The sequence below is a fragment of the Tardiphaga sp. genome (genome assembly GCF_044336785.1).
GTDB lineage: Bacteria > Pseudomonadota > Alphaproteobacteria > Rhizobiales > Xanthobacteraceae > Tardiphaga.
The window spans coordinates 1-18211 of the sequence record NZ_JBIIOT010000099.1 but is presented as its reverse complement, the minus strand read 5'-3'; the positions used below and the strand labels follow the sequence as shown (position 1 = coordinate 18211).

Annotated in this window: 17 protein-coding genes; 11 read left to right on the top strand and 6 right to left on the bottom strand. The window is 61.8% G+C overall.

What is annotated here, in order from left to right:
* On the bottom strand, positions 1-867 hold an 867-nt coding region (gene gcvA, locus ACIQ2A_RS21575), incomplete at its 3' end, for a transcriptional regulator GcvA (RefSeq protein ID WP_398483194.1).
* Between the two features lie 129 nt (positions 868-996).
* Between gcvA and ACIQ2A_RS21570 the strand changes: the two genes are divergently transcribed.
* The gene (locus ACIQ2A_RS21570; RefSeq protein WP_398483192.1) at positions 997-1392 is read left to right on the top strand and encodes a RidA family protein; all 396 of its coding nucleotides are present in this window, start codon (positions 997-999) and stop codon (positions 1390-1392) included.
* A 1-nt stretch (position 1393) separates the two neighbouring features.
* Positions 1394-2500, top strand: a complete 1107-nt coding sequence (locus ACIQ2A_RS21565) for an NADH:flavin oxidoreductase (RefSeq protein ID WP_398483190.1) — start codon at positions 1394-1396, stop codon at positions 2498-2500.
* 101 nt (positions 2501-2601) lie between these two features.
* Here ACIQ2A_RS21565 and ACIQ2A_RS21560 read toward each other — a convergent pair whose 3' ends face one another.
* A complete protein-coding gene (locus ACIQ2A_RS21560) occupies positions 2602-3108 on the bottom strand; it encodes a thioesterase family protein (protein ID WP_398483188.1) in 507 nt (168 codons plus the stop codon).
* Between the two features lie 80 nt (positions 3109-3188).
* On the opposite strand from ACIQ2A_RS21560, the gene ACIQ2A_RS21555 reads away from it, so the two are divergent.
* The 3 genes from ACIQ2A_RS21555 to ACIQ2A_RS21545 all read left to right on the top strand — a co-directional run bounded on the left by ACIQ2A_RS21555 (position 3189) and on the right by ACIQ2A_RS21545 (position 9935).
* Positions 3189-4604: an FAD-binding oxidoreductase gene (locus tag ACIQ2A_RS21555; protein WP_398483186.1), complete on the top strand. Its 1416-nt coding sequence runs from the start codon at positions 3189-3191 to the stop codon at positions 4602-4604.
* 185 nt (positions 4605-4789) lie between these two features.
* Positions 4790-6106 carry an MFS transporter gene (locus ACIQ2A_RS21550; RefSeq protein ID WP_398483184.1) on the top strand — a complete coding sequence of 439 codons (1317 nt, stop codon included), beginning with the start codon at positions 4790-4792 and terminating at the stop codon, positions 6104-6106.
* A 160-nt stretch (positions 6107-6266) separates the two neighbouring features.
* Positions 6267-9935, top strand: coding sequence for an AsmA family protein (locus ACIQ2A_RS21545; protein ID WP_398483182.1), 3669 nt, complete (start codon positions 6267-6269; stop codon positions 9933-9935).
* Positions 9936-10021: 86 nt separating this feature from the next.
* On the opposite strand, the gene ACIQ2A_RS21540 is transcribed toward ACIQ2A_RS21545, so the two are convergent.
* The 4 genes from ACIQ2A_RS21540 to ACIQ2A_RS21525 all read right to left on the bottom strand — a co-directional run bounded on the left by ACIQ2A_RS21540 (position 10022) and on the right by ACIQ2A_RS21525 (position 12889).
* Positions 10022-10285, bottom strand: coding sequence for a ribbon-helix-helix domain-containing protein (locus ACIQ2A_RS21540; protein ID WP_398483179.1), 264 nt, complete (start codon positions 10283-10285; stop codon positions 10022-10024).
* Positions 10282-10470 carry a DUF4169 family protein gene (locus ACIQ2A_RS21535; protein ID WP_398483177.1) on the bottom strand — a complete coding sequence of 63 codons (189 nt, stop codon included), beginning with the start codon at positions 10468-10470 and terminating at the stop codon, positions 10282-10284. Before ACIQ2A_RS21535 ends, ACIQ2A_RS21540 begins: the two co-directional genes overlap by 4 nt.
* Positions 10471-10862: 392 nt before the next feature.
* Positions 10863-12281 (bottom strand): class II fumarate hydratase, encoded by a 1419-nt coding sequence (gene fumC / locus ACIQ2A_RS21530; RefSeq protein WP_398483175.1) that lies wholly within the window; start codon positions 12279-12281, stop codon positions 10863-10865.
* 92 nt (positions 12282-12373) lie between these two features.
* Positions 12374-12889 carry an SspB family protein gene (locus ACIQ2A_RS21525; RefSeq protein ID WP_398483173.1) on the bottom strand — a complete coding sequence of 172 codons (516 nt, stop codon included), beginning with the start codon at positions 12887-12889 and terminating at the stop codon, positions 12374-12376.
* A gap of 294 nt (positions 12890-13183) precedes the next feature.
* Between ACIQ2A_RS21525 and ACIQ2A_RS21520 the strand changes: the two genes are divergently transcribed.
* The 6 genes from ACIQ2A_RS21520 to thyA all read left to right on the top strand — a co-directional run.
* The gene (locus ACIQ2A_RS21520; RefSeq protein ID WP_398483171.1) at positions 13184-13762 is read left to right on the top strand and encodes a chromate transporter; all 579 of its coding nucleotides are present in this window, start codon (positions 13184-13186) and stop codon (positions 13760-13762) included.
* Positions 13759-14295 (top strand): chromate transporter, encoded by a 537-nt coding sequence (locus ACIQ2A_RS21515; RefSeq protein ID WP_398483169.1) that lies wholly within the window; start codon positions 13759-13761, stop codon positions 14293-14295. The genes ACIQ2A_RS21520 and ACIQ2A_RS21515 overlap by 4 nt, the downstream gene beginning before the upstream one ends.
* 90 nt (positions 14296-14385) lie before the next feature.
* Positions 14386-14886, top strand: coding sequence for a tripartite tricarboxylate transporter TctB family protein (locus tag ACIQ2A_RS21510; protein WP_398483167.1), 501 nt, complete (start codon positions 14386-14388; stop codon positions 14884-14886).
* Between the two features lie 13 nt (positions 14887-14899).
* Positions 14900-16465, top strand: a complete 1566-nt coding sequence (locus ACIQ2A_RS21505; protein ID WP_398483165.1) for a tripartite tricarboxylate transporter permease — start codon at positions 14900-14902, stop codon at positions 16463-16465.
* Positions 16466-16612: 147 nt separating this feature from the next.
* Positions 16613-17578, top strand: a complete 966-nt coding sequence (locus ACIQ2A_RS21500) for a tripartite tricarboxylate transporter substrate binding protein BugD (protein WP_398483196.1) — start codon at positions 16613-16615, stop codon at positions 17576-17578.
* 256 nt (positions 17579-17834) lie between these two features.
* Positions 17835-18211: thymidylate synthase (gene thyA / locus ACIQ2A_RS21495; RefSeq protein ID WP_398483163.1), on the top strand; the 377-nt coding region annotated here is incomplete at its 3' end.

The following is an 18211-nucleotide window of genomic DNA, read 5'->3' as shown; positions in this document are numbered from 1 at the left end:
TGCACGCAGCCACGCCATCACGATCTCGATGGCTGTATGCGGCGCGCGGTCAGCCCGCCTCACGAGATGATAGGTATGGCCGGGAATGATCGGGCCGAAAGGCTGCACCAGTTGGCCTGCGGCGAGTTCGTCCCTCAGTAGCGCCAGACTCAGCAGTGCGATGCCTTGGCCAGCAACAGCCGCTTGGATTGCATGGCTTTCATCGGAGAAACGCAACTGCGGATGTGAGGGCGACCACGGCAGTCCCGATGCCGCGAACCAGCTTTCCCATGTCGGATTCAGCGGATCGACGCGCCGCCATTGGAAATGGATCAGTGGCGTCTTGGACAAATCCTGCTGTGTCACGACGCCCAGCCGCGGATTGACCACGGGGGCAAAGTTGTCTGCAAACATCACCTCCGCCGCCAGTCCCGGATAGGGGCCGCGCCCGTAGCGAATGGCGAGATCGATGCCGTTCTCGGTGAGATCGACCGCGCTGTCCGATGCGTGGAGTTGCAGGTCGATATCCGGATGCTGCGTCTGAAAGCCGGACACTCGCGGCACCAGCCATTTCGCCGTGAACGCCGTGGTCGCCGAGATCGTCACCTGCGGGCGCTTGGTCTTCAACATCAGGCGGTCAAGCACGCTCTCGAAGGCATCAAAACCGTCGCGCAGAACCGGATAGAGCTGAGCACCTGCTTCCGTCAGCACAACCTTGCGGACCTGCCGTTCGAAAACGGGCAGGCCGACATGCTCCTCGAGCGATCGGATCTGATGGCTGATCGCGGTCGGGGTCACGGCGAGTTCGCTCGCAGCGCGTTTGAAACTGCCATGCCGCGCGGCCGCTTCGAATGCGCGAAGGGCAGATAAGGGCGGTAACCGGCGCATATGAATCTCAGATGAATTAATCTCATCTAATGGCTGATAATTCGGAGTTTGTCGAGCCTCCGCGGCGTCGATACCTCTCCCTCATCGATGAGATGAACTCATTCATCCATCGCCGACAGGAGATTTCCGATGCTGGAACGCGTGGTCACCCATCCCGACAATTATGAGCCCTATCTGCTGTCGCAGGGGATCAAGTTCGGCAATCTGCTCTTCATTTCCGGCCAGGCCGGCGCCGGCGATGACGGCAAGATCGTCAGCGGCGGCTTCCGGGCGCAAGGCCTGCAGGCCTTCGCCAATCTTCGCAGGGCGCTGGAGGCCGGCGGTTCGAGTCTGAAGGACGTCATCAAGGTGACGATCTTCGTCACAGATATGGGCCACTTCGCCGAGGTCGTGGAGCTGCGCCGCCAGTTCTTCGCGGCGCCGTATCCAGCCGACACCATCGCCGAAATCAAGGCGCTCTATGACCCCGCAGCGATGATCGAGATCGAAGCGATCGCGGCCGTCCGTGCAGACGGGGAGAACTGAGGTGACCGCGCATCCCGCATTCCCAACGTTGTTCTCGCCTTTTGCGATCGGTGGGATGAAGCTTCCGAACCGACTGGCCGTTGCCCCCATGACCCGCGTCAGCGCCGAGGCTGATGGTCGTCCGACCCCGCGAATGGTGGATTACTATTCCTCCTTCGCGGCCGGCGGCTTCGGTCTCGTCGTCACCGAAGGCATCTATACGGATAAAGCTTTCGCCCAAGGCTATCTGTTTCAGCCAGGTCTCACCGATACGCTCCAGCGCGACGCGTGGCGTGTTGTCGTCGATGCCGTGCATGTCCGTGGAGGGCGCATCATCGCGCAGCTGATGCATGCGGGCGCGCTGTCGCAAGGCAATCCGCATCGCAATGGCAGCGTAGGGCCGTCCGCGGTGCGTCCCAAGGGACAGCAGATGGCGTTCTATCGCGGCAGCGGCGATTATGCCGTCCCGTCGGCGATGTCCGCGTCGGATATCACCTACGCCAGGGAAGGTTTTGTGCGGGCGGCCTTCTATGCCCGCGAGGCCGGGTTCGACGGTGTCGAGATCCACGGTGCGAATGGCTATCTGCTCGATCAGTTCCTGAGCGAGGGAATCAATCATCGCGATGATCTTTATGGCGGCGCAGTCGAGAACAGGCTGCGCTTGACGCAGGAAGTGGTGCTGGCCGTGCGCGCGGCTGTCGGTTCAGAGATGGTGGTTGGCGTCCGTGCCTCGCAAGGCAAGGTCAATGACTTCCTGCACAAATGGCGTGGCGCAGAAGAGGCCGCAGCGATTTTCACAATGCTCGGCCACTTGCCGGTCGATTATATCCACACCACCGAGTTCGAGGCGTGGAAGCCTGCCTTCGCCGAAGGCGAAAGTCTCGCGGCCTTTGCAAAGCGATATTCCGGTCGTCCGGTGATCGCCAATGGCGCGCTGCATGATCCGCAAGCGGCCGCAGGCATGGTCGCGCGCGGCGAGGCCGATATCGTTTCGCTCGGGCGCGGCGCACTCGCCCACGCCGATTGGCCGCTGCGTGTTCTCAGCAATGCTGAGATCGGCGAGTTCGACCGAAATATCCTGTCACCGCTCGCGGATCTGGCCAATCAGGATCGGGTGCAGGGGCGATAATGGCCGTCATTGCGAGGAGCGAAGCGACGAAGCAATCCAGTCTTTGACCAAGAACTGCATTGCTTCGCTGCGCTCGCAATGACGGCTGACAAGGTGGCGAGCTACTTCTTCGCAGGCATCGCGATCTTACGTCCGATGCCCTCGGGCCGCTCCAGCCCGGCATGAGCCTGCGCCAGCGCCTGCACATTGGCGCTGATATCCGGCGGGAAGGCCGCCACCTTGCGCGCCGTCATGTCCATGTGCAGCGACATGTTCTCGGATGTCGCGGACAGCCAGCCCTCGGTGGCGTGGCGCAGTTCCTGGAATGTGTGAATGCGCTTCTCGTCGGCGGCGACGACGAGAACGGACACCTGCACGGGATCGCCGAGATGGATCTCCCTGATATAGCGAACGTGGCATTCGGCGGCGAAGGACGAGTTGTTCCGCTCCTTCAGGTAGCCCGGTCCGATGCCGATATGGACCCAGAGTTCGTCCACGGCCCGGTCGAACATGACGTGGTAATAGGCCATGTTGAGGTGGCCGTTATAGTCGATCCATTGCGGCTCGATCTGCATGATCGAGGATTTGAACACGGCAGGGCGGCGCAGCAATTCGTTGATCTCGGTCATTCCCATCCCATTTCCACGTCACGTCTCTTGACCGCTTATACAAGCTTTGCGACGGTCGCGCCCCGTCGAAAGGGACAACCGTGGGTAACATCGATTCCAATCTGAAGCGCCCCGAGCCGAAGGCTCTGGCGGCAGCACTCGAGGCGCTCGCCGCGCGCTTTGGCAACAAGCTCGTGACCTCGCAGGCCGTGCGCGAGCAGCATGGCCACACCACCACCTGGCTCGCGAACCAGCCGCCGGATGGCGTGGTGTTCGCGCAGGAGACCGCGGACATCCAGGACGTCGTGCGCATCTGCGCGGCCAACAAGGTGCCGGTGATCGCGTTCGGCACGGGCACGTCGCTGGAAGGGCAGGTGAACGCGCCGGCCGGCGGCATCTGCATCGACCTGCGCGACATGAACAAGATTCTCGCGGTGCATCCCGAGGACCTCGATTGCGTCATCCAGCCCGGCGTGACCCGCAAGGCGCTCAACGAGCATCTGCGCGACCAGGGCCTGTTCTTCCCCATCGATCCCGGCGCCGATGCCTCGCTCGGCGGCATGGCCTCGACCCGCGCCTCCGGCACCAATGCGGTGCGCTACGGCACCATGCGCGAAAACGTGCTGGCGCTGAAGGTCGTGCGCGCCGATGGCGAGATCATCACCACCGGCACCCGCGCGAAAAAGTCGTCGGCAGGCTATGACCTGACGCACTTGTTTGTCGGCGCCGAAGGCACGCTCGGCATCATCAGCGAACTCACCATCAAGCTGCGCGGCATTCCCGATACGATTGCTGCCGCATCATGCTCGTTTGAAACCGTGCAGGGCGCCTGTCAGGCCACCATCCTTGCGATCCAGACCGGCATTCCGGTTGCACGTATCGAGCTTCTGAATGAAGCACAGGTGCGTGCCTGCAACATCTATTCAAAGCTCACGCTCCCCGAGACGCCGTTGTTGCTGCTGGAATTCCATGGCAGCGAAGCCGATGTCGCCGAGCAGTCGAAGAATTTTCGCGATATCGCCCTCGAATGCGGCGGCGGTGATTTCTCCTGGACCACCAAGCCGGAAGACCGCACCAAACTCTGGCAGGCCCGTCACGATGCCTATTGGTCGGTGAAGAGCCTGCGTCCCGGCTCCGACGTCGCGGCCACCGACGTCTGCGTGCCGATCTCGAAACTCGCCGAATGCGTCGGCGAGACCGAAGAGGACCTCAAGCGCTTCAATCTGCTCTCGCCCATCGTCGGCCATGTCGGCGATGGCAATTTCCATTGCTCGCTGGTCTGCGATCGCAATGACCCCGCGGAGATCGCCCGCGCGGAAGAATTCATGCACCGCCTCGTGCAGCGCGCCCAGGCCATGGGCGGCACCTGCACGGGCGAACATGGCATCGGCCAGGGCAAGCAAAAGTACCTGAAGGCGGAACTCGGCCTCGAAGCACTCGACGCCATGCGGGCGATCAAGCGCGCGCTCGACCCGGACAACATCCTCAACCCAGGCAAGATCTTGCCGCAAGTCTGACGCCAGGCGGCCGCAGCGTTTCGCACGATGTCGTGCGCGAAACGCTGCTTTCGTCGTATGGACGAGCGGTTTCTAAACACCTATAAGCTGCAGTTAGATAAAATTGCCTGCAAAAAGTGTGTCTGCGGCTTGGCTTCGGACATTTGGAATTCGGCGCTGCGGCGTCCAAGAAAAGGCATCAGCCGATGCGGCTGCCGTTCTTCTATGGCTGGGTGATCGTTGCCGTCACGTTCGTGACGATGGCGATCGGGGTGAATGCCCGCACGTCGTTCTCATTGCTCTTCCCGCCCATCATCTCCGAATTCGGCTGGGATCGCGGCGTCACGGCCGGCGCCTTCTCGTTCGGCTTTCTCGTCTCCGCCATCATGAGTCCGCTGATGGGCAAGCTGATGGATCGCGGCGGCCCGCGTGCGGTGATGGAGCTTGGCACCGTGCTGATGGGCGCGGGGCTTCTGCTCGCGCCGCTGACGAGCGAGCCATGGCATCTCTATCTCACCATCGGTGTTCTCGTCGGCGCCGGCAGCATCTGCCTTGGCTATGCCGGCCAATCGCTGTTCCTGCCCAACTGGTTCAGCCGCAAACGCGGCCTCGCCATCGGTGTCGCTTTTGCCGGCGTCGGTATCGGCTCGGTGACGATACTGCCCTGGGTGCAGTTGATGATCGAGCAGACCGGCTGGCGCACGGCATGCACCGCGATGGGCCTCGTGGTGTTGATCGTGCTGGTGCCGATCAATCTCCTGCTGCGCAAGCGCCCGCAAGACATGGGGCTGTTGCCGGATGGCGATGCGGCGCCGCATCCCTCCACCAAACCGATCTCCAACATCGTCGATCCCGCCTGGGCCAGCATCGACTGGACCCTTGGCCGTGCGATCCGCACCGCGCGTTTCTGGTGGCTGGCGCTGGGGCTTTTTGGTGGCCTCTATGCCTGGTACGCGGTCCAGGTGCATCAAACCAAATACCTGCTCGATGTCGGCTTCTCGCCGCATACGGCCGCCTGGGCGCTCGCGATGGTCAGCCTATTCGGCGTGCCCGGCCAGATCTTCCTCGGCCATCTGTCGGATCGTATCGGTCGCGAATGGATCTGGACCGTCAGCGGCTTTGGCTTCGCCATCTGTTTCACCGCGTTGATCGCCCTCGAATATGTGCCGAGCATCGCTCTGGTCTATGTGATGGTGATTTCACAGGGGCTGCTCGGCTATGGCGTCACCTCCGTGATGGGCGCGGTGGTGCTGGAAATTTTCCATGGCGAGCATTTTGGCAGCATTTTTGGCACGCTCACTTTGGCCGGCTTGGCAGGCGGTGCTGCCGGGCCGCTGGTGACCGGCGTGCTGCACGATCACTACGGCACTTACACGCTCGCTTTCGCGCTGGGGATCGTCGTCTGCCTCGTCGCGACTTTGGCAATCTGGATGGCGGCGCCGCGCAAGGTACGGGTTGTGGCTGGCCGGTTGCACCACGCTCAGGCGGCGCGCGATGGGCTGGAACAGGCTTCGCGCAGCTGATTGCGGGCGATTTGCCGCAACACGTCCGCGCCATCGCGCCTGCGGGTTATGCTGTGACTTCGCCACAGTTCCTTCTATAGATAGAGTGAATTCCGGCGCCTCCGAGATGGCGCCGACGCCAGCAGGCGCGATGCCGCTGGACCGCTGAAGGGGAGATTCCTTGCAGACCACGCTGCTCGGCCTGGCGATCGCATTCATCCTGGCGCTGGTGGCTGCTCTGGTCGGGCCGTTCTTCATCGACTGGAGCCAGTTCCGCCCGCAGTTTGAAGCGGAGGCGACGCGCATTGTTGGCGCGCCCGTGCGTGTGGTCGGCGCGCTCGATGCGCGGCTGCTGCCGGCGCCCTCGCTGCAGTTGCACGGCGTCACCATCGGCGGCGCCAATGATCTCGGCCGCTTCCGTGCCGACAAGCTGGATGTGGAGTTCAGCCTCGGTTCGCTGCTGCGCGGCGAATGGCGCGCCACCGAACTCACGGTTGGCGGTGCTGCCGTCGATCTCGGCTTGAATGCGCAAGGCCGTCTCGATCTGCCGGCATCGACTGGTCCGTTCAATCTCGGCGCGCTCGCCATCGATCGGCTGAATGTCACCGGCCGTCTCAATCTGCATGACGCAGCGAGCCGCTCCACGATCGAACTCAGTGACATCGCCTTCAGTGGTGATGTTCGTTCATTGGCGGCTGGCGCCATGCGCGGAGACGGCAATTTCACCCGCGTTGGTATGCGCACCCCATTCCGCATTTCGTCGGGCCAGACCAGCGATGGCAATGGCACGCGGCTCCGCCTTGTCATCGATGGCAATGAGAAGGCGCCGGGTATCGATTTCGACGGCATCCTGAGTTTCGACAATCGTGCCCCGAGCTTCGATGGCGCCATGACGATCGCCCGCGGGGCAAGCGGCAAGGCCGATGTCGGTCTTGCGAGTGCGCCGTGGCGCATCGTCAGCAAGGTGAAGGCCGACCCGTCACAGGCTTTGTTTGAAAGCGTGGATGTGAGTTACGGCACTGACGACGGCGGGCTGAAACTGTCGGGCGTCGCCGATCTCCGTTTCGGTGCATCGCCGTTGTTGCATGCGGTACTGTCAGCCAAACAGCTCGATGCGGATCGGCTATTGGCGAAGCAGGACGCTGGCGGCGACAGTGCCACCCCGATCGCCGCGCTGCGGAGGCTGACGGCGATTGTCCCTCAACTCCCGCTGCGGACGCAGATCGAAATCGGTGCCGAGCAGATCATGCTTGGCGGACGGCCGGTACAGAATATTGGTGCCGACCTCCATGGCGATGCCAAATCATGGGTTGTCGAACGGCTCGAATTCCGCGCGCCTGGGGCGACGCGCGTCGTCGCGAGCGGCGCGCCGCAAAACGGCGCCGCCGGCGGCTTTGCGGGCGCATTCAGTATCGACTCTGCCGATCCCGATCTCCTCGCCGGCTGGCTGAAAGGGCGCAGCGATGTCCGTCTCGGCGATCAGAAGCCACTGCGCATTCGTGGCAATTTCATCTCGAATGCGGACCGTGTGTCGCTCGACGGCTTGAAGGCGGACATCGATGGCGGAACGCTGGAGGGCCGGGTGTCGTTCGCCTATCCGTCCGGCTCCGCTGGATCGCGGATCGAAGCCGAACTCAAGGCCGATCGTCTGGATCTCGATGCAGGCACCGCGCTCGTGCGCTCACTCGGCGGATCGCAGACCGAATGGCCCGAGGCCGGAAAGTTATCTCTCGATATCGGTCGCGCGACGTCGTCCGGTCAGGAGATGCGTCCTTTTGCGGCGCAACTCGCTTATGGCCCCCGAACGATTGCCATTGAGCGGCTCAGGATCGGCGAGGCCACTGGCGTCATGCTCGACGGCAGCGGCGCCTTCGATCGCAACGAGGCGACGGGTCAATTCGCCTTGAATGCGAGCGCGCCGTCCCTTGCTCAGATCGGCAGGATCGTTGCGCCCTTCGCGCCAGCGGTGGCGAACAGGATCGGCGCTCTGCCGGCCACGCCTGGCGCCGCAAAATTGAAGCTCGCGCTGGATCTCAGCCGGCCGCAGGTGAATTCCGATCGCGGTGACGCACGTATCGCGCTCGATATCGATGCGCCGCAGGTCAAGGCTGCGCTAACCGTCGCCACATCGCCGACGGTTGCTGCGTTGCGTGGAATCGATGCCGATGCGCTGTCACGCAGCGAGCTGTCGCTGCAGGCCAAAGCGACAGGGCAGGGAACGACACTGCTTGCACTGCTCGGCCTGAACGGCATGCTCGCCGCTAGCGATGCGGCCTTGTCCCTCGATGCCGATGCCAGCGGAGCATGGCGTGCGCCGATGCAGATCAAGGCGAAGCTCTCCGGCAATGATGTCGATGCTGATGTGCAAGGAAGTGCCGAGCTCTGGGCACCCACGCCGAAGGCCGCGCTGACATTGTCGGTCCGCAAGGCTAATGCTGCGCCCCTGTTGAATCTCAAGCCGACCGATGCATCCGCGAAAGCAAGCCTGTCGTCGCGATTGTCGCTGAATGGCGACAAGCTCGCGCTCGATGATATCGACAGCATCGTCGCCGGCTCGCGGATGCGTGGTCGTCTGGCACTGACGCTCGGGACGGAAAAGTCTATCGATGGTCAGCTCGGCACCGATAATATCGAACTGGCTCCCGCGTTCGGCTGGATCATCGGCGCGCGCGGGCATGAAGCGGGCGAGCCGCTCGGCAGCGGCCTTCTGCAGGGCTGGCGCGGCCAGCTCGCCTTTCAAGCCCTGAGCGCGATGCTGCCCGGAGGCTCCGAATTGCGGCCAGTGAGCGGCACGATCAAAAGCGATGGCCGCTCTCTGACCGTGGATGCCATCAAGGGCAAGCTCGGCGGCGGCGATGTCGTGGCCGATATCGATCTCAAACCCACTGCCGTCAGCGGTTACGCGTTGAGTGCACGCATCGACGTGTCCGGTGCAGACGGCACGGCGCTGCGTTATCGCGGATTGTCGATGCCGGCCGGAAAGACGTCGCTGAAACTTGGCGTCGCGTCGCAAGGCCGCAGCGCATCGGCGCTGGAAGGGGCGGTGTCGGGCAATGGGCTTGTGACCGTGGATGGCCTGCGCATCGCCGGTCTCGATCCGCGCGTCTTCGACGCTGCGATCCGTGCCAGCGATTCCGGCCAGGCGACCGATGATGCAAAGCTGAAGCAGATTATCGAGCCGGTGCTGGCGAAGGGCGAATTCGCGATGTCCTCGGCGCAGATTCCGTTCGATATCAAGGATGGCCGTCTCCGCGTCAGTGCCACCACGCTGGAGGCCGAAGGCGCGCGGGCCATCGTATCCGGTGGCTACGACATCGTCGCCGATCAGGCTGATATCCGTGCGAGTCTGTCGGGAGCCGTCGCGGGCGGCTCCAGCGCGCGCCCGGAAATCCAGCTGTTTCTGGTAGGACCACCCGACAGGCTGGATCGCAGCATCGACATCGCGTCGTTGTCGTCATGGCTTGCGGTGCGGGCCATCGATCGCGAGACGCGTCGGCTCGATTTGCTGGAGCGCGGTGCTTCACAATCGCCTGCGCCACTTCCGGCAGCCATCCCGCCGCCAAGTGCGGTCCAGCCGCGCGAGGCGCCGTCAGGCGATATGCCGACGTCATCGTCGCCGACATCGCCGGATATTCCGTTGCCGCGACGATCCCCGCCGCGAGCAACAGCTCCGCGGCAAGTGATCGCGCCGCCGGCGATGCCACCTGTCGTCAGCGTCGCGCCATTGCCGGCGCCGATCGAAGTGCGCCCCGCGCCGGGTTCCACGCGTGTGCAACCCAAGCCACGGCTATCGCCGCCGATGGTGCTCACGCCACCTGCAGCAATGCAGCCGGTCAGGCCGGCATTTTGACGATTGGGAAACGGTGCCTGCAGCGTGATCCGCCCGAGCGGACATGCGATCGACAGCGGTGACGCGCACCACTGTCGATTTAAGGGTCAGGCAGAGAGATTCGGGGTGCTTTCGGAACCACGCTGCGGCGGTGCAGCACGAGTCCGGAAATAATCGAGCACGAACAGCCGAATCGCCGACGACAGGTTGCCCTGCTGACGATTGGTGTCGATTTCGCCCACGAGTTCCGAAAGCGTCATGTCGCGGAGATTGGAGATCTCCTTCATGCCGTTCCAGAACGCCTCTTCGAGGCTCACGCTGGTTTTATGTCCAGCAACGACGATCGATCTCTTAACTACGGGCGACTTCATGATGCGCTCTCGCCATCGATTTTGTGCTGGTCAAGCATGGTGTTCGCACGGGCAGTGCGCTGCTCCTCTAAAATACGGTCGGATTTAGTGCGCCCGAAACTGGCGCGGTTGATTTCTGCTTGTCTGGAAGCTTCTTCGCGCACTGCGCGCTTTCTGAAGCGATTCAGATTGATCAGGTCACCCATGATCGCTCCCGTCGTTCAATGAAATGATGGAGCGTGAAACGCGGACGTCACCGTCGTGCAGAGATACGTGGCGAGAACGAAATCGGTTTCGCGATCCATCCAAAAAATTCACTCCAATCGCCAAACAGAAAAAGAAACAATTCAATTCGGACAATCCAACTTAGACAATCGAACTCAATTGCGGTCGAAAATTCGGCCGGACTTACCAATCCGACTTGATGAGCTCACTCGCCGAGTTGACTCATCAAGTCGCCTTCGCAGTATCGCAGCACTGGCCAGAAACGAAAGTCAGCTCGTTCTAACCAAATAGGCGGTATGAACTATAACTATTTCGTCTTTGAGATATTCTCAACAAGCTGTGAGTAAAAAAAATTGACCCAACAGCGAGGATCTTATCCGGGCTGTATCATTTTGACCGGCTGAACGAGACGATCGAACTCATTCGTATCAATAAGACCCAGTCGCACGGCTTCTTCTTTCAGGGTCGTGCCATTCTTATGAGCGGCTTTCGCAACATTGGCGGCGTTGTCATAGCCGATCTTCGGTGCGAGCGCGGTCACCAGCATCAGCGAGCGTTCCATCAACTCGCGGATACGCTTCTCATCAGCGCGAATGCCATCGACACAGTGTTCTGTGAAGGATCGCGCAACTTCTGCGATTAATTGGATGGACTGCATCATACAATGCGCCATCACAGGCTTATACACGTTGAGCTCGAAATGACCTTGGCTGCCGGCAACCGTGATGGCGGTGTGGTTACCAAATACCTGACAGCATACCATTGTCATTGCTTCACATTGTGTCGGATTCACCTTGCCCGGCATGATCGATGAGCCCGGCTCGTTTTCGGGCAGAATGAGCTCGCCGAGTCCCGAACGCGGGCCGGAGCCGAGCAGCCTGATGTCGTTTGCAATCTTGAATAGCCCTGTTGCAACGGAGTTTATCGATCCGTGTACTGAGACGTAAGCGTCATTCGAGGCGAGTGCCTCGAATTTGTTAGCTGCGCTGGTGAAGGGCAGCTTTGTGATCTTCTGCACATTCTTCGCGAAGAGTTTGGCGAAGCCCGGCTTCGAGTTGAGGCCGGTGCCGACCGCCGTTCCGCCCTGAGCGAGCGGATGAAGCTCCTTCACGCCGTGACGAAGCCGCGCGATCCCGCTTTCGACCTGCGATGCATAGCCCGAAAATTCCTGACCGAGCGTCAGCGGCGTCGCGTCCTGCGTATGCGTGCGTCCGATCTTCACGATCTTTGCGAAGGCTTTCTCTTTCTTGCGCAGCGCAACAAGCAATTCACTCAGGGCCGGGATGAGGTCGTGGGTGATTCCCTGAGTGGCTGCGATGTGCATCGCAGTCGGAAATGAGTCGTTTGACGACTGGCTCATATTGACGTGATCGTTCGGATGCACCGGCTTCTTCGCACCGCGCTCGCCGCCAAGCAGTTCGTTGGCGCGGTTGGCGATCACCTCATTGAGGTTCATGTTGGTCTGCGTGCCGGATCCGGTCTGCCAGACCACGAGCGGGAAATGATCGTCGAGCTTGCCGTCGATCACCTCGCCTGCGGCCTGGACGATGGCCTTGGCGATTTTCGGCGGCAGCAGGCCGAGCTCGCGATTGGTCTCCGCTGCGGCAAGCTTGACCAGGGCAAGGGCATGCACGATCGGCATCGGCATGCGGTCATGGCCGATGCGAAAGTTCTGCCGCGAGCGCTCCGTCTGCGCGCCCCAATAGCGGTCAGCGGCGACCTCGATGGGCCCGAAGCTGTCGGTTTCGGTGCGGGTGGATGCGGCGGAGGTTTTCTTCGACGATTTTGCCATGATGGATGTCCTGCATTGCTGCATCAGCGGACGCAGCGCAAAAAGAAAAGGGCCGCATTGCTGCGGCCCTTTCACTGTACACGCTCTCGCGCTTATTTCTTTCGGAAGCGGTCTAAACGGACGACCTCTGCACCCTCGCCGGGCTTCGGAGCTTCACCCTCGGCGGGCGCTTCAGGCGGCGCAGGCGGGGAGGCGAGCGCTTCGGCCGGCGTCGTTGCCGGTGGCGTGCCTGCGGCCGGCGTTTCGGCGGCAGCCTCGGTTTCGAAGCTCAGGCCGAACTGCACGGACGGGTCATAGAAGCTCTTGATCGACGCGAACGGCACGACCAGGCGCTCGGGAATTCCGTTGAACGACAAGCCGACTTCGAACCGGTCTTCGGTGACCGTGAGATCCCAGAACTGGTGCTGCAGGATCACCGTCATCTCTTCCGGATATTGCGCCAAGAGGCGCGGCGACAGCTTCACGCCGTCCGCCTTGGAGATGAAGGTGATGAAGAAATGATGCTCGCCCGGCAGGCCGTGCTCGGCTGCATCGATCAGCACCTTGCGCAGCACGCCGCGGAGGGCGTCACGGGCCAGCACGTCGTATCGAATATGATCGGTCGGCATCGTTCGGCCCCGTCGCTTTCGTCTAGGTAGAGGATGTATCGGCAATTGTGGCGATGTCGGGAAGCCGACTCGCGCCATCTTTCCCACTTCATACGCCGGCATGCACCCAAGGTCAGCAATCTTCAAGGCCGACAGCCGGGCGGACGACTGCACTCTATATAGAAGAGTGGTGGGTCGCGAAACAGAGCGGAGGCCTCATGGCCGCATATCGGCGCAAAAAACCACGTAAAATCGTTTGGCGCAGCCGTCTCTGCGGCTTAAACCGGCGCCATGCCCGCCTCGCCGCCGCCACTCATGGCTGAAAGCACCGGATCTGCAACCCAGGCGCCCGTCGGGCTGGGCGTGCTGTTCGTTGCCTTTGCGAAAATGTCACTGGCCGGCTTTGGCGGTGTGCTGGTCTGGGCACGCCGGGCGATCGTCGAGCAGCACCGCTGGATGACGGCGGAGGAATTCAATGAAACCTTCGCGCTTTGCCATTTCCTGCCCGGACCCAACATCGTCAATCTCTCGGTCGTGTTCGGAGCCCGCATCCGTGGCATCCCCGGTGCTGTCGCTGCATTCGCCGGGCTGCTCGGGCCGCCGGTCCTGATCGTCACGATCCTTGCCATTCTATATGGACGCTATGGCGATCTGGAATCGCTGCGCCGCACACTTGCCGGCGTCTCCTGCGTTGCAGTCGGATTGTTGTTCGCGGTTATCGCGCGGATGATGTTGCCGATCCTGAAAAAACGCGAGCCACTCAGCCTGCTGATGATGCTGGCTGTGTTCGTCGCCGTTGGCTTGATGCGTTGGCCGTTGCCGACGGTGCTACTGGTCTCCATTCCGGTCAGCATTCTGCTCACCATAATGATGCGACGCTGGAGCAGGGTGTGAACCAGACTGGTATCGGTACGCTCTGGACGATCGCCTGGACCTTCGGGCTGATGTCCTTATTCGCTGTCGGCGGCGCAAATTCAGCGATTCCGGAGATTCACCGCATTGCGGTAGACGTCAATCACTGGCTCACGGACAAGCAGTTCGCCGATGTCTTTGCGATCTCGCAGCTCTCGCCGGGCCCCAATGTTCTGATCGTCACGCTGATCGGATACCAGGTTGCCGGTGTTCTCGGGGCTTTAGTTGCGACCCTATCCATGTGCGGGCCGACTGCAGTTGTCGCCTATTATATAAGCCGTTTACTCGCACGCTCGACGCACGCGACATGGCCAGGAATTGTGCAGGCGGCACTTGTCCCATTATCCATTGGTCTAATGTGCGCGAGTGGCCTCATCGTCATGAATTCCGCAGACACTTCTATAGTAGCGTATTCCGTCACCGCGGTTGCAGCCGTTCTGGCCTTTGCAACGCGGCTCAACCCGCTATGGTTGTTAGTTGGCGGCGGATTACTTGGTTTCGCTGGCATTCTCTGACGAAAATGGCTAGGCAAGTTCGACCACGGGGCCTGGGCGGGCTCTGAACGACGTTGGGCTATGATAAGCTCGTGACTAGAGGGACGTACAATGAGTGATGCGCCGAGCCACGCGCCGGAGAAATCAATCTTGCCAAGCTGGGTCAAAGGCCCGCAGGACTTTATCGGCGGCCTCGCCCTGGTGGCGATTGCTGCATTTGCGTTGTGGGCATCGAGTGATCTGCAAGGCATGCATGGCTTCTCGTTCGGTGCAGGTACCGCGCCACGGATGTTCGGCATTCTGTTGCTCGGTCTCGGCGCTGCCGTGATGTTCGTCGGCGTCTTCACCGAAGGCCCCGGACTTCAGAAATTTCACTGGCGCGGTCCGGTCTTCGTCATGATCGCGATCGTCTCGTTCGCGCTCTGCATTCGCCCGATGGGCATGATCTTCTCGGCGATGTCGAGCTTCCTGATCGCAGCGCTCGGTTCGACAGAGACGAAGTGGGTTGAGACGGCCATCGTCGGCGCCTGCCTGACGACGTTCTGCGCCTTGCTATTCCCGTACGCGCTGGGTCTGCCGCTGCAGATGTGGCCGACTTTCCTGATGCGTTGAGGACGAGGGCGTTATGGGCGATCTTTTTTCCAATCTCGGTCTCGGCTTCGCGACTGTCTTCCAATTCGTACAGTGGTCTCCCGCATGGCTTGGCGGTTTGAGCATCCCGCTGCCGATGAACATTCTGCTGTGTCTGATCGGTGCGCTGGTCGGCACGCTGGTCGGTGTTCTGCCGGGCATCGGCACCATTGCCACCGTGGCAATGCTGCTGCCGATCACCTTCGGTCTGCCGCCGGTCGGCGCGCTGATCATGCTCGCCGGCATCTATTACGGTGCGCAATATGGTGGCTCGACCACGTCGATCCTGGTCAACATTCCCGGTGAAGCCGGCTCGGTCGTCACCGCGCTCGACGGCTTCCAGATGGCGAAGCAGGGCCGTGCAGGTCCGGCCCTCGCGATTGCGGCCATCGGCTCGTTCTTCGCGGGCTGCGTTGCCACCGTCCTGATCGCCGTGCTCGGCGCCCCGCTCACCAAGCTGGCGCTCGCCTTCGGTCCAGCCGAATACTTCTCGCTAATGGTGCTCGGCCTGATCTTCGCCGTCGTGCTTGCCAAGGGCTCGGTGCTGAAGGCGATCGCGATGATCGTGTTCGGTCTGCTGCTGTCGATGGTCGGCTCGGACATCGAGACCGGTGCGTCGCGCATGTCGTTCAACATCCCCGAACTCGCTGACGGCCTCGGCTTTGCCACCGTCGCGATGGGTCTGTTCGGTTTCGCGGAAATCATCCGCAATCTCGATGCGGGCAGCGAAGAAGACCGCCAGCTGGTCCAGAACAAGGTCACTGGCTTGATGCCGACCAAGAAGGACCTGCAGGACTCGTCGATGCCGATCCTGCGTGGCACCGTGCTTGGTTCGATCCTCGGCATTCTGCCGGGCGGTGGCGCGGTCATCGCGTCGTTTGCGGCCTACACGCTCGAAAAGAAGCTCTCGAAGAACCCGAAGAAGTTCGGCCGTGGTGCGATCGAAGGCGTTGCGGCGCCGGAAAGCGCCAACAATGCTGCGGCGCAAACTTCGTTCATCCCGCTGCTCACCCTCGGCATTCCGCCGAATGCGGTGATGGCGCTGATGGTCGGCGCGATGACCATTCACGGCATCGTGCCCGGTCCGCAGGTGATGCAGAAGCAGCCCGAACTCGTCTGGGGCATGATCGCCTCGATGTGGGTCGGCAACCTGATGCTGCTCGTCATCAATCTGCCGATGGTCGGCATCTGGGTGCGTCTGCTCCGCGTGCCGTATCGCCTGATGTTCCCCTCGATCGTCGTTTTCTGCAGCATCGGCATCTATTCGGTGAACAACGCGCCGATGGACGTCGTGCTTGCCGGCATCTTCGGTCTGATCGGCTACTGGCTGATCAAGCACGACTTCGAGCCGGCCCCGCTGCTGCTCGGCATGGTGCTCGGCCCGCTGATGGAAGAGAACCTGCGTCGTGCACTGCTGATCTCGCGCGGCGATGCGACGGTGTTCTTCACCCGTCCGCTGTCGGCAACCTTGATGGCGATCTCGGCCTTCCTGCTGATCCTCGCGGTGCTTCCGTCATTGCGAAAGAAGCGCGACGAGGTCTTCGTCGAGTCCGAGAGCTAGCGGTCTTAACTACAATACTGCGTCACTCCGCCGCGGCCCGAAGTCGAATGGACTTCGGGCCGTTGCTTTGTATGAGTGCCGCATGACACGTCATAACGGCGCAAAAACTTTGGTCTGGGAGGCAATAAGATGAAGTCATTTAAGAACATGCTTGCGATCGGTGGCCTGGCGACGCTCGCCGGCATCGGCACCATTTTGACGAAGGCGCAGGCGCAGGACTATCCCACCCGTCCCATCACCATGATCGTGCCGTTCGCGGCCGGTGGCCCGACCGACGTCATCGCACGCATCGTCGCGTCCGACATGTCGAAGACGCTCGGCCAGCAGATCATCATCGAGAACGTGGTCGGCGCCGGCGGCACCACGGGCGCGACCCGTGCTGCCAAGGCCGCCAATGACGGCTACACCATCATCACCGGTCACATGGGCACCCATGCAGCCGCCGTGCCGCTGTATCCGAAGCTCGCTTATCACCCGGAGAAGGATTTCGAGCCGGTTGCGTTGCTCGCCGGCACGCCGATCCTCATCCTCTCGAAGAAGGATTTTGCGCCGAAGGATCTCAAGGAATTCGTCACCTATGTGAAGGCGAATAACGAGAAGCTGAACATGGCCCATGCCGGCGTCGGCTCGGTGTCCTATTCGTCGTGCGAATTGCTCTCGTCGGTGCTCGACATCAAGCCGATCGGCGTGCCGTTCAACGGCACTGGTCCTGCGATGAACGCGCTGGTCGGCGGCCAAGTCGATTACATGTGCGACCAGATCGTCAATGCCGTTCCGCAGATCAAGGGCGGCACCATCAAGGCCTATGCCATCGCGACGCCTGAGCGTAACCCGTCGCTGCCGGACGTCCCGACCACCAACGAAGCCGGCCTGCCGAAGTACCAGGCCTCGGCCTGGAACGCGATCTTCGCGCCCAAGGGCACGCCCGCTGCGATCACCGCCAAGCTGAATGCCGCGGCGGCCAAGGCGCTTGACGACGAGAACGTCAAGAAGCGTCTGCTCGATCTCGGCTCCGACATCCCGAAGCCGGAAGGCCGGACCCAGGCCGCCCTCGGCAAGCTGGTGAAGGACGAAGTCGTCAAATGGTCGGCGGTGCTGAAGCCCGCCCAGTAAGCGGGAACCGGCGGAACCTGTAGGGTGGGCAAAGCGAAGCGTGCCCACCACCAAAGTTCTCGGGTGCGAGGTGATGGGCACGGCGCAAGAGCGCCTTTGCCCACCCTACAGACCGATTGCAGGGCCGGATCCGCGAGGATCCGGCCTTGTCGTTTGCGGGGAGGGATACCAGATTTCCGGGTATAATCCGGGAATCAGCGTGTCCCGGTTGCGGCCGGAGCGATAAGTTCGCCGGCTCACAGCCACAAGATCGACCATGAACCAGTATCACGACCTGCTCGAACGCATCCTCAGCGATGGTGTGGAGAAACACGACCGCACCGGCACCGGCACGCTGTCCGTGTTCGGCCACCAGACGCGCTTCAAGCTCAGCGACGGCTTCCCCGTCCTGACCACCAAGAAGCTGTCGCTGAAGGCGATCATCCACGAGCTGCTCTGGTTCCTGGCGGGCGACACCAATATCAAATATCTCAAGGATCACGGCGTCTCGATCTGGGACGAATGGGCAGACGAGAATGGCGACCTCGGTCCGGTCTATGGATCGCAATGGCGCTCATGGCCGGCCCCGGATGGCCGCAGCATCGATCAGATCGCCAATGTGATCGACATGATCAAGCGCAACCCGGACTCGCG